Consider the following 12,055-nt stretch of genomic DNA (forward strand, 5'->3'; position numbering starts at 1 on the left):
GTCAGGCGACTCCGGCGGCCTCGTCGACACCGGTGCTGGCGAAGCGCTCGCGATAGGCGCCGGGGGTCACGTTGAGGCGGCGCTGGAACGCCTGCCGGAGCCGCGCCTCCGATCCAAACCCGCACTCCACCGCGATCCACTTCAGCGGTTGCTCGCCGCTTTCGAGCAGCCGCCGCGCCGCGTCAAGCCGGGTCTGCTCGACGTAGGCCGACGGTGTGTGCCCGGTCTCCTTCTGGAACACCCGGGAAAAATTGCGCTCGCTCATCGCAAAGCGCGCTGCCAGCGCCTTGACCGAGAGGTCAGCCTTTGGCGTGCGATGAATATGGTCCTGGATGTCGCGCACCCTCGGATGCACCGTCATCTGGCTGAGCAGGTGTTCGCTGAACTGCGACTGCCCGCCCGGCCGCTTCAGGTAAACCACAAGATCCCGCGCCACCGACAGCGCGATGTCGCGCCCCAGGTCCTCTTCCACCATGGCGAGTACGAGGTCGAACACGGCGGTCACTCCGGCTGACGTCCAGATATGCGCGTCGCGCACGAAGATGGCATCGGCATCCACCTCGGTCCCGGGATACCGCTGCCGCATGAGTTCCGCCACGCTCCAGTGCGTGGCCGCGCGCCGTCCGTTTAGCAGGCCCGCCTCGGCGAGGAAGAAGCTGCCCGAGCACAGGCCGACGATAGTCTGGATCCGGTTGACCTGTGTGCGGCACCAGTCGACGATGTCCTCGCACGCCGCCAGGACATTGAGGATGTCCCGCGCGCCGACAACCACCACCACGTCGGCGGGTGGCCGGCCAGCGAGCGCCTGCGTGGCATCGAGCGCAACCAGCGTGTCGGAACGGATCGCGCCGGCCTGCGGCCCGACGATGCGCAGCGCATATTTCGGCTCGCAGCCGAGCTGCTGCAGGCGGGTGTTGGCATAGTCGAAGACATTGATGGCGCCGACGGCTTCGATGGCCTTGAAGCCGGGATAGATGACGATGTCTACAGTAGTTCTCATGGCGCGCAGCGTCGGGGTACGGCGCAGTCGGGGGGGCTGGCACGTTTGTCGAACGGCGATTCTATCCAATCATCGCCGCCGAGCCACGTGCAGCGTGGCGCACGCTGCCCCGTTCGACGGAGCCGGCCCGCCTTGCTATGATCAGATCGTTGACGGTCGCCGGGCCATCCAGAGGGGCAAGCCCCATGCGCTGCGCAAGCTGCGGTTTCGAGAATCCCGCGGGCGCCAAGTTTTGCGAGGAATGCGGCGCCAGGCAGGCGCGTGTTTGCCCGGCCTGCGGACAGGAGGCGGCCGCGAGCGCCAAGTTCTGCAGCGAATGCGGCGCGCCGCTGGGCGTTCCTGCCGGTATTCCTGCCGCCGCTCCCACCAGCCCCCAGGCAGGCGCAATGTCTTCGGGCCTGGCACCCACGACCCCGATCGACTACACCCCGCCCTACCTCGCCGAGCGCATCCGCGCGGCGCGGGCCGAGATGGAGGCCCGTGGCGTGGCGGACGGCGAGCGCAAGATGGTCACCGCGCTGTTCGCCGACATGGCAGGCTCGACCGCACTGATGCATGACCTCGATCCCGAAGATGCGCGCCGCCTGATCGACCCGGTGCTGGCGCTGATGATGGAGGCAGTGCATCACTATGAGGGCTATGTGGCCAAGTCGATGGGCGACGGCATCCTGGCGCTGTTCGGCGCGCCCATCGCCAATGAAGACCATCCGCAGCGAGCGCTGCTGGCGGCGCTTCGCATGCAGGTAGCCATGCGCCAGTATGCCGACGGCGTGCGCCTGGCACAGGGCATCGCGCTGCAGATCCGTGTCGGCATCAACACCGGCGAAGTGGTGGTGCGCACCATCCGCATCCATGACCTGCACACCGACTACGACCCGGTGGGCAATTCGATCAATATTGCCTCGCGCATGGAAAACATCGCAGTGCCCGGCTCGATCGTCGCCAGCGAATACACGCGTAACCTGACCGAGGGCTATTTCGCCTTCAAGGCCCTCGGTGCAACGCCGATCAAGGGCTTGCCCGAGCCGCTCGCGGTCTTCGAGGTACTAGGCCCTGGCCCGCTGCGCACGCGCCTGCAGGTGTCGGCCAGCCGCGGCCTGGCCCGCTTTGTCGGCCGCGTCCGCGAACTCGAGCAGTTGCACGAGGCACGCGCGCGGGCACGGGCGGGACATGGGCAGATCGTCGCGGTGGTCGGCGAGCCAGGCGTGGGCAAGTCGCGGCTGTGCCACGAGTTCAAGCTGCTCGCGCCGCGCGACGCCCTGGTGCTGGAGACCTTCTCGGTTTCGCACGGGAAGGCCTACCCCTATTTGCCGCTGATAGAGCTGCTGCGCAACTACTGCCAGATCACAGCGCAGGATGACGAGCGCCGGCGGCGTGAAAAGCTGACCGGCAAGCTGCTGACGCTGGACCGTTCGCTGGAAGACAGCCTGCCGTATTTGTGCCACCTGCTGGGCGCCGCAGAGCCGGACCTGGCGCTGGCAAAGATGGACACGCAGATCCGCCAGCAGCGCACCTTCGAGGCGTTCAAGCGGCTGCTGGTGCGCGAGAGCCTGGCCCAGCCGCTGGAGCTGATCATCGAGGACCTGCAGTGGCTGGACGACGAGACCGAGGCATTCATCGGCTTTCTCGCAGAGGCGGTGGCCAGCGCCCGCATCCTGCTGGTGGTCAATTTCCGGCCGGAATACCGGCACGACTGGAGCCGCAAGACCGACTACACCCAGCTGCGCCTCGATCCTCTGGGTGACGCCGAAGCCCGCGAACTGCTGCGCGCACTGCTGGGCGATGCGCCCGGACTGGCCCGGCTCGAGCAGCTGGTGCTGAAGCAGACCGAAGGCAATCCCTTCTTCATCGAGGAGGTGGTGCAGGACATGGTTGAAGGGCACGTCCTGAGCGGCGAGCGCGGACACTACCGCCTGGAGCAGATCCCTGCCAGGCTGCATATTCCCGCTACCGTGCAGGGCGTACTTGCCGCCCGCATCGATCGCCTGAACCGCGCCGAGAAAGCTCTGCTGCAGACGCTGGCGGTGATCGGCAAGGTCTTTCCGTGGAGCCTGTTGTCGCGCGTGGTCGAACTGCCCGAGGACACCACCAGGAGCCTGCTGGCGCGTCTGCAAGCCGGGGAATTCATCTATGAGCAGCCAGCCTTTCCGGAGGTGGAATACAGCTTCAAGCACGCCCTGACCCAGGAGGTGACCTACGGCTCGCTGCTGAGCGAGCGACGGCGCGCCCTGCATGAATGCACCGGGCAAGCGCTCGAAGACTTGTACCAGGCCCAGCTCGAGGAACACTGCAGCGAGCTGGCCTATCACTTCAGCCGCAGCGGCAACACGCCCAAGGCGGTGGAATACCTGCACCGCGCCGGACGCCAGGCGGTGCAGCGCTCAGCCGACGCCGAGGCGGTCACCCATCTCACCACGGCGCTGGGCTTGCTCGCGTCACTGCCCGAAACCCGGGAGCGAGCGCGGCAGGAACTCGCGCTGCAGCTGGCGCTTGGCCCGGCCTGGATGGCCACAAAGGGCTTTGCCGCGCCCGAAGTGGAGGCCACTTATGCGCGCGCGCTGGCACTGTGCCGGCAACTCGGCGAGACGGTCGAGTTGTTTACCGCGCTGATGGGCCTGCGCACGTTCCACACGGTCCGCGCCGAACTGCGCACCGCGCGCGAGCTGGCGGGGCAGTTACTGGACCTTGCCGAGACGGCCCGGGATCCGGACCTGCTGATCCAGGCGCGCCGGGCGTTGGGCGCCAACTTGTTCTACCTGGGCGAACTGGTTCCGGCCCGCGAGCGGCTGGAACAGGCCATGGCGCTCTACGACCCCCGGCAACACCAGTCGCACGCCTTCCTCTATGGCCTGGAACCCGGGGTGCAGGGCCTGGCGCTGATTGCCATGGACCTGTGGCTGCTCGGCTATCCGGACCAGGCGTGCACGCGCAGCCAGGAAGCGCTTGCGCTGGCGCAGACGCCGCTGCATCCGTCGGACTCGGCAGATGCCCTGATCTCCGCCGCGGAAGTCCGGCTGCTGCGCCGCGAAGTGCAGCCGGCCCACGACCTCGCGCAGGCGCTCGTTGCCCTCTCAACCGACCATGGCCTGCCGTACGGGCTGGCGGCCGGGACTATCCTCTCGGGCTGGGCGCTGGCCGCCGGGGGACGGGCGGCAGAGGGCCTGGAACTGATGCGCAACGGCCTCAGCGCATACCGCGCCACCGGAGCGGAGTTGCTGCGCACCCATTTCCTGGGACTGCTGGCCGAGACCTGTGCCAGGGCGGGACAGGTCGATGACGGACTCGCCGCGGTGGCCGAGGCACTGGCGGGGGTGGAGCGGACCGGTGAACGCGTGCATGAGGCCGAACTGCATCGGCTCAAGGGGGAACTGACACTGCTTGCAGCCAGCCATGCGGGCGAGGCCAACCATGCCGAACATGCCACGCGAGAAGCCGAGGCCTGCTTCCTGCGGGCGCTTGAGATCGCGCGCCGCCAGCAGGCCCGGTCACCGGAGCTGCGTGCCGCCGTGGCGCTGAGCCGGTTGTGGCTGCGCCAAGGCCGGCATGCGCAGGCCCTGCCGTTGCTGTCCGCAAGCTACGGCGTCTTCAGCGAAGGCTTCGATACCATGGACCTCCGGGAAGCGAGCGCATTGCTTGAAGAACTCGGCCAACCGTAACCCTATCGCCCGCCCGACCGCCCGATCGCCGCGCCGAAACCATCGCCGTGCCGCAAGGTCAGCTTCCGCTACGGACGAATGGCGTGCGCACGACTCTCGCGGCTATCTTGTTTCGGTAGACCTGCACATTGACGTGCGAGCCGATCGTGATCTCGGGCGCCACACGCGCCAACGCGATAGCGATCCGCAGCGTCGGACTATAGGTTGCGCTGGTGACCTTGCCAATCACCGCGCCCCCCTCGTCTGTCACAGTGCTATGCGCCGGCGGGACGGCGGCACTGCCTTCCAAAGCAAGTCCAACGAACTGCTGCGTCTGGCGACGGGCACACACGGCTGACTTGCCGAAGAAATCCCGGTCTGAATCAAGATCAACACTCCAGCCCAGACCGGCATCGAGTGGCGAGGTATGGTGATCCATGTCCTTCCCGTTTCGATGTACGCCTGCCTCGAGCCGAAGCGTATCCCATGCTTCATGGCCCACTGGATCGATGCCTGCCGACCGCAACATCTCCCAAATTCGGCCGGCATGCCTTGCCAGCAGCAGCAATTCGAAACCATCCTCCCCGGTCTTCCCGGTTCTCGCCACCATCAACTCCCCGAATTCCGGGTCGTGCACGATGGTCGAGTTGAACGGCTTCAGTTTTTCGGCTCGGCGCGCGGCTGGAATCGCCCGGAATACTTTTTCCCGCGCCTTCGGGCCTTGCACAGCGATGACCGCTAACGGCTCAACCTCCTCCGTTACCCAATCCTGTCGTCGCGGGACCACGGTCACCTGGCCTTTCGCCTCGACGATCTTTGCCCGGATCCACTCGATGTCAACAGCGGCCATGCGCGCGTTCAGGACAGCACGGAAATGCTGCTCCGCCAGGTAATAAACAATGAGGTCATCGATCACCCCGCCAGACATGTTGAGCATGCAGCTATACAGCGCCTTTCCCGGCGTCTTCAGCTTTCCGATGTCATTTGCCAGGAGCCTGCCAAGCACCATGCGCACATCGGGCCCATGCAGATCGACTACGCACATATGTGACATGTCGAACATACCGGCATCTTCGCGCACGGTGTGGTGCTCTTCGATCTGAGATCCATAGGCAACAGGGAGCTTCCACCCTTCGACGTCGCCTATGCGAGCGCGAAGGAGACTGTGATGGTCATACAGTGGAGTCTGCTGCCAATGCGGGAAACCTTTGGTCATCGGTTTGACTCGGTTGGCAATCGGAATGTTGGCAAGGGAATCGGCCGTGGTCCATCGGCGACGCGTACCCGATGCCATGCATCGTGTTGCGTCAGCGTGCGATGTTGCCTACCAGTACATCAAATCGTTGGAATAGCGGATAGAACCAAAGCGGCATTCACATGGGACGCCCCCGCCAGGCAAGCGGCTGTTGTCGTCACTTGCCCCTACGCGCGTGGTGGTCGCGCTCTGCCAGATCTGTCCAGATGATTGTTGTGGGTTTTGAAACCGATCATTGTAGAAGTCAGGGTTTACCTACCCAAGGGAAATCCCTAATATGGCACTTCATTGAATGCCGCGGTGCAACAAGCACTTACCGTACCCAAGGAACGGCATTCCCAAGTTTGAAGATGAGGTGAGCCATGCATACCATTCGTGCCCTAGTCGCTGTCGCCGCACTCGCTGCGACACTCGTTGCCGCTCCGGCGTTCGCCAAGAGTGGCAAATTCGACACTTACACTGATGGCGCGCGCTCCGGGAAGTACGACGTTTACACTGACGGCGCAAAAAGCGGCAAGTTCGACACTTACACGGACGGCGCCAGGTATTTCATCGCGTCCGATCGCGCCCCCCTTTAAGAACTGCAGGTCCCCGGCGGGGAATCCTCCGCCAAACCGGTTCCGCTCTCCCGAACCCCACACTTCTCCAGAGTGTGGGGTTTTTACTTTTCGGGAAACAGAATTTCCAGCCCCCGACACTGAGGCTTGCCTGGAGCGGGCCTGGAGAGCGACATCGTCAAACGCGCCGGTTGATGCCTTGGCCTCGCTCACTTAGAGACCTCACAAAGCACGGACGGGGGCGACGACTGCCCCTTTGCGCTGGTTCGACGCGGACCTTGGTGCATTCGAATCGCTCGAGCGATGGATCGCCGAGCATCCGGCGGATTTCTTTGCCGGCGGTGTGGAGGCAGAACTCGATCCGGACGTCGCCAACCTGCTGCTGGCGGCATCTCAGCCCGACGTCGCTCAGGCCATCTCGCAGTTTTCTGCCCGTGCGTTACAGGCATCGAGCGAAGGCCCTGCGGCAGCGTTGCCGAGAGGCTTGAGATCCGGGCGGCCTCCCCCGGAAATCAGTGAAGAGAAAAAGAAAATCCCCCAAGGCCGTGACTCGGGGGAGATTCTGGGTTGTGGCTGCGGCGTAGCGCGCCCTACGCTGATCGGCCAGATGATAGGGCCAGATCAGACCGACTATGTACTTGCTTACTTACCATCCTCTGTCAGCCCGTCGCGATTGGTAATTCTCGCACCGTCACTGAACACGTCCCGCCTGTCGACGACTCTTGCGCCATCCGAGTAGACATCAAACTTTGCGCTGCCATCAGCATAGGGATCTCGCGGCCCCATGACGCTCGCGCCGTCCGTGTACACATCTCGCGCCCCGATGCCGGCATAGGCCAGGCTTGCGCCAAGCGCAGCGCTCGCGCCAGCTAGCAGAATAAGCGTCTTTACCATTTTTTTACCTCCTACTTATGCGGTTGCAACAGCCCGGCAGCGAATCCTTTTTCGCTCCAGTATGAGGACGCAGCTTTGTACGACTGCAATGTATGCCCTGGCGGTAGGTAGATGAATAGGGCTTGTTTCCGAAAAGGGCCTAGGGGAATGCCCGATTCGGAAGGCGGACGGGAACTTATCGCTTTCCTTCAAGAAGACTTACCCGCGCGGCAACGTTCTGACATAGATTGGTAGTGTGCATTGCATCATCGATGGAATCGATCCGTCTGCACGTTGCGCGGGAATCTGTACAAATCGGTGACTCTTGACACATTTAGACCTATTGGTCTTTACAAAACTATTGTCATTTCAGATAACGCGCGGGCAATGACTGGTGCAGCCAGAATTTGTCGCGATGGTTTGAATCGAACAATGGCCATCATTCTGCACAAATCGAGGCTTCACCTATTCATTCAGAGCGGCTTTGTCGCAGTGGCGTATTTTGCAGGTGCAAAGCTCGGGCTTGCGTATGCAGTAGTGGGCGGTGCGGTGTCCCTGGTCTGGCCATCCAGCGGCATCGCCCTTGTTGCGTTGCTCACGATGGGCGCCGGCGTTGCCCCCGGAGTTGCCATTGGCTCGATGCTGGCCAACATGTCCGTGGGCGTGCCTGCGCATGTCGCCGCGGTCATCGGCGTCGGCGCCACGGTAGCCGCCTTAACGGCCACATGGTTGTTAAGGCGAGTCGCCGGTTTCCAAGTGTCGCTTGATCGCATCAGGGACGTACTGGCCTTGACCGTGCTGGCTGGGACGCTTGGCACGGCACTGAGCGCCTGGATCGGTGCAACCGCCCTGCGGGCCGGAGGTATGCTGTCAGCCGCCGAATACGGCGCGGCCTTTCTGAAATGGTGGCTCGGCGACATGATGGGGGTGCTTGTCGTAGCGCCGCCGCTGCTCAACCTGCTCTCATATCCAAGTCCCCTGCGCTCGGCAATGCAAGCCGTGGAAGCGTGCGGACTGGCTGCGCTCATCCTCTGGGTGAGCTACCTGATCTTCGGTGCCCCGCAACTTGCCGGGCATGGTTACTATCCTGCGGCCATGGCGATCTTTCCGTTCGTTATCTGGGCCGCCCTGCGCTTCGATCATCTCGGCACCAGCCTCGCGACCTTGCTGGTCTCAATCATCGCCGTCCGGGGCACCACGGGCGGCACCGGCCCCTTCGCCGCGGCATCGCCGGTGGACAGCCTCGTGCGGTGGTGCGTGTTCACGAACGTGGTGGCGGTCACCGGACTGCTGCTGGTAGCGACACATGCCCAGCAGAAGCGCTTTCATCGGCTCCTGATGGCCTCCCACAAGGAACTCGAACGGCGCGTGCAAGCGCGAACCCAGGACCTGGAGCGAGCCAACAACGAACTGAAGCAGGAGATGGAAAGGCGCCGCCGGCTCGAGTCCGAACTGATCCGGATCGGCGATCACCAACAGCGGCTCATTGGCCGGGAACTGCATGACGGCCTCGGGCAGCACCTGACGAGTCTGGGCTTCTACTGCGCCACCGTGAGCCGGGAACTGCAGAAGCAGGGAAACCCGGCAGCCGCGGATGCGGCTACCGTTGTCGAGCTGGTGAAACAGGCTTCCCTTATGGCTCGCAGGATTGCCCATGGGCTGGATCCCGTCACCATGGAGTCCGGCGACCTGTCGGTGGCCCTGCAAGGCCTGGCAGAAACGACACGCTCACTGAACGGCATTGGCTGTACGCTTCGCATCGCGGCAGATGTGGACTTGCCGGATCCGGCGATGCAGACCAACCTCTACCGCGCGGCACAGGAAGCCGTCAACAACGCCCTGAAGTACAGCCAGGGCAGCCATATCTGGATCGACCTGGAGCGCCAGGGCGATGGCCAGACGCTTTCGATCAGCGACGACGGCGTGGGCATCGAGCCGGAGCAGATGGAACGGACTTCGGGACTGGGACTTCACAACCTGCGTCACCGGGCAAGTCTGCTGGACGGTTCATGCACCGTCACCCGCAATGCCATGGGTGGCACCACGGTTGCCATCAGCTATCCGACACCGCGGGGGGCCGGCCATGCCAGAGATGCCAGCTAGCGCTCGCCCTGCAACAAAGATCCTGATCGTCGATGACCACCCCATCATCCGGGAAGGATTGACCCATTTGCTGGAGCAAGAGGATCTGCACGTCTGCTGCACGGCAGCCAGCACGGAAGAAGCCTTGGCGGCAATGGCCTGCACGCCTGACATGGCGATTGTGGATCTCAGCCTGCAGTCGGATTCCGGCCTGGATCTTATCAGGACGCTCCGGCAACATTACCCGGACCTGGCAATACTGGTCCTCAGCATGCATGACGAAGCCTTGTTTGCCGAACGCGCATTGCGCGCGGGAGCCAATGGCTATCTGATGAAACTCGAGGCTACAGAGCACGTTATGAGTGCCGTCCGCGAGGTACTGGCCGGCAATATCTACCTCAGCGCCGCGATGCATGCCAGGCTTGCACGGGAGTTGGCGGCTCCCAGAAGCCATTCGGCAGGCTCGATTGCAAGTCTTTCTGAACGTGAATTCGAAGTGCTGCACCTGATTGGGCTCGGCTTCAGCACACGCGAGATTGCCGTGAAACTGAATCGAAGCGTCAAGACGATCGAGGCTCATCAAGCCAACATCAAGGAAAAGCTTGATATTTCAAGTGGCAAGGAGTTAATGCGTTTTGCGATTCAGTGGCTCGAGAGCGAGGGGAGTGTCAGATTTCGCTGACAGGCCGCGGGCGCATGGCGGACAAACGCCGTCTCGAAGCACGTACAAGCGGCATGGCCACAAGCCGACAGCATTTTCGGCACGGTGACGATTTCGGCATCGCCGACCGACAACCATACTACAGGCATAAGACAGGCATAAGCGGGCCACAGGGGGTATTGGCGCCCGGCCAGAACCCGACGCCCCAGATTCAGAAGCGACAAGCCCCGCGAATCAACCAGGGGAAAGCGATGAGCGACGACCACCGGATCGGACATGCACAGCGCCTTGCAGCAATCGCCGCGGACATTCCTCTTGGCGCGCATCTGAAAACATACCGTCGTGGCTATGTTCATCATGGTATTTATGCCGGCAACGGCGAAGTCGTGCACTATGCCGGCTTCAAAGGCTTTCTGCGTTGCGGCCCGGTAGAAAGGACGACTCTGGCCGACTTTGCCGACGGCTGCGGCTTCCGCCTGGCGCGGGCCGCGCAAGCCAGGTACTCCGCCTCAGAGATCGTACGGCGGGCAAAGGCACGGCTGGGAGAAGACGATTACCGCCTACTTACCAATAACTGCGAGCACTTCTGCACGTGGTGCCTGACTGGCGAAAGCCGCAGCGAGCAGGTGGAATCGCTGCTGAGTCACCCGTGGCGCGCGTTCCTGGCGATGGTCGAACGCACGGAAGGCTTCTCACACTAAATCTGGCCGCAAACGCGACGACCTGGCTCACTGATGAAACGATGCCCCCTGGGGGTTTCCCGCGGCGTAGTCTCTGCTGGACACGATGGGCACGCGCAAGCTTTGCCGTCCACCGCCTCACACTCTTTGCGTGAAAAGCCCAGCGTCTGCGTGCCGTAGGCCGGCATTGCCGGCCCGTTTTCTTTCAGCCTTCACGCGCACGCTTCGAGCGCCGACGTTCGGACTGGTGCAGCCGCTTGAGAATGCCGTCGAACGATTCCAGCTGCCGGTGGATCTCCTCCGGCCCGTTCTCAACCAGGAACGCGCGGAATGCCGACGCGACCGGCGGCAGCCGGACAGCCGGCAGGTGCGCCACATACCAGTCGCGCTCCACCGGGTTGCCTGAAAGCGGCAGCACATCGATCAGCCCCGCTTCAAACTCCAGCGTGCAGGCGTGCAACGACAGGAACGCGATGCCCAGCCCCGCCGACACCATGCGCTTGATTGCCGCATTGCTGGACAGCTCCGATCCATGCGGCAAGCGCAGCCCCGCCTCGCGGAACAGGCGTTCGACGGTATCGCGCGTGCCAGAGCCACGCTCGCGGACCAGCAGGTTTTCCTCCAGCACATCGTGCAGCGTGATGTGCCGCCGTGCCATCAATCGGTGATCGGGTGAGGCAATGAAGGCCATCGGATGCTTGGCAAAGGCCACCGCATTGGTCCTGAGCTCGGAAGGCGGCCGACCGATGATGGCCAGGTCGATCTCGTGCATCCCCAGCATACGCACGATCTCTTCCCGGTTGCCGACCCGGAGCACGATCTTCACCTCCGGGTGGCATTGGGTGAACGCCACCAGCATCTGGGGGAGCAAATACTCGGCGGTGGTGATCGCGCCGACGCGCAAGGTCCCGGCGATGCCGCCGCGCAAGGCAGCCACCTCCTCCACCGCGTCGCGCCATAGCTTGAGAATCTGGCTCGCGTAGCCCGCCATCACCTCCCCCGCGGGCGTCATCAGCAAGCCGCGGCCGGAACGCTGCACCAGCGGTGTGCCCGTGGCTTCTTCAAGCAGCCGCAACTGCAGCGAAACCGTGGGCTGGGTCAGGTGCAATTCTTCGGCCGCCCGGGATACGCCGCCGAGGCGCGCGACCGCGTCGATCGCATTGAGCTGCCGGAAGGTGGTGGTCTTATGCATAGAAGAAAACCTATCGGTCGGATTTGTTTCTCAATTATTCAATATGAGTTTTCCCGCGTACAGTGCAAACGTCAAGACATTATTCCCCGCGCCCTTCGCGTTCTGCCAGACCATCCAGGA

The 12,055-nt window shown here is 63.4% G+C and carries 8 protein-coding genes; 5 read left to right on the top strand and 3 right to left on the bottom strand.

Going from position 1 to position 12,055, the window contains the following annotated elements:
• Nucleotide 1 precedes the first annotated feature (1 nt).
• A complete protein-coding gene (locus tag CTP10_RS36485; RefSeq protein WP_116321527.1) occupies nucleotides 2–1,000 on the bottom strand; it encodes a GlxA family transcriptional regulator in 999 nt (332 codons plus the stop codon).
• A 185-nt stretch (nucleotides 1,001–1,185) separates the two neighbouring features.
• On the opposite strand from CTP10_RS36485, the gene CTP10_RS36490 reads away from it, so the two are divergent.
• Nucleotides 1,186–4,656 (top strand): AAA family ATPase, encoded by a 3,471-nt coding sequence (locus tag CTP10_RS36490; RefSeq protein WP_116321528.1) that lies wholly within the window; start codon nucleotides 1,186–1,188, stop codon nucleotides 4,654–4,656.
• A 58-nt stretch (nucleotides 4,657–4,714) separates the two neighbouring features.
• On the opposite strand, the gene gcvT is transcribed toward CTP10_RS36490, so the two are convergent.
• Nucleotides 4,715–5,851, bottom strand: a complete 1,137-nt coding sequence (gene gcvT, locus CTP10_RS36495) for a glycine cleavage system aminomethyltransferase GcvT (RefSeq protein WP_116321529.1) — start codon at nucleotides 5,849–5,851, stop codon at nucleotides 4,715–4,717.
• 852 nt (nucleotides 5,852–6,703) lie between these two features.
• On the opposite strand from gcvT, the gene CTP10_RS36505 reads away from it, so the two are divergent.
• From CTP10_RS36505 to CTP10_RS36525, 4 genes are all read left to right on the top strand, one after another.
• Entirely contained in the window at nucleotides 6,704–7,186 is a 483-nt protein-coding gene (locus tag CTP10_RS36505) for a hypothetical protein (protein ID WP_116321531.1), read from the top strand.
• Between the two features lie 566 nt (nucleotides 7,187–7,752).
• Nucleotides 7,753–9,423, top strand: a complete 1,671-nt coding sequence (locus CTP10_RS36515; RefSeq protein ID WP_116321533.1) for an MASE1 domain-containing protein — start codon at nucleotides 7,753–7,755, stop codon at nucleotides 9,421–9,423.
• Complete coding sequence (locus CTP10_RS36520; protein ID WP_233528239.1) at nucleotides 9,404–10,084, top strand: response regulator; 681 nt, start codon at nucleotides 9,404–9,406, stop codon at nucleotides 10,082–10,084. The genes CTP10_RS36515 and CTP10_RS36520 overlap by 20 nt, the downstream gene beginning before the upstream one ends.
• A gap of 230 nt (nucleotides 10,085–10,314) precedes the next feature.
• Nucleotides 10,315–10,764 carry a lecithin retinol acyltransferase family protein gene (locus tag CTP10_RS36525; RefSeq protein WP_116321535.1) on the top strand — a complete coding sequence of 150 codons (450 nt, stop codon included), beginning with the start codon at nucleotides 10,315–10,317 and terminating at the stop codon, nucleotides 10,762–10,764.
• 184 nt (nucleotides 10,765–10,948) lie between these two features.
• Here CTP10_RS36525 and CTP10_RS36530 read toward each other — a convergent pair whose 3' ends face one another.
• Nucleotides 10,949–11,935, bottom strand: a complete 987-nt coding sequence (locus CTP10_RS36530; protein ID WP_116321536.1) for a LysR family transcriptional regulator — start codon at nucleotides 11,933–11,935, stop codon at nucleotides 10,949–10,951.
• Nucleotides 11,936–12,055 lie beyond the last annotated feature (120 nt).

Source organism: Cupriavidus sp. P-10 (assembly GCF_003402535.2).
In the GTDB taxonomy this organism is placed as follows: Bacteria; Pseudomonadota; Gammaproteobacteria; order Burkholderiales; family Burkholderiaceae; genus Cupriavidus.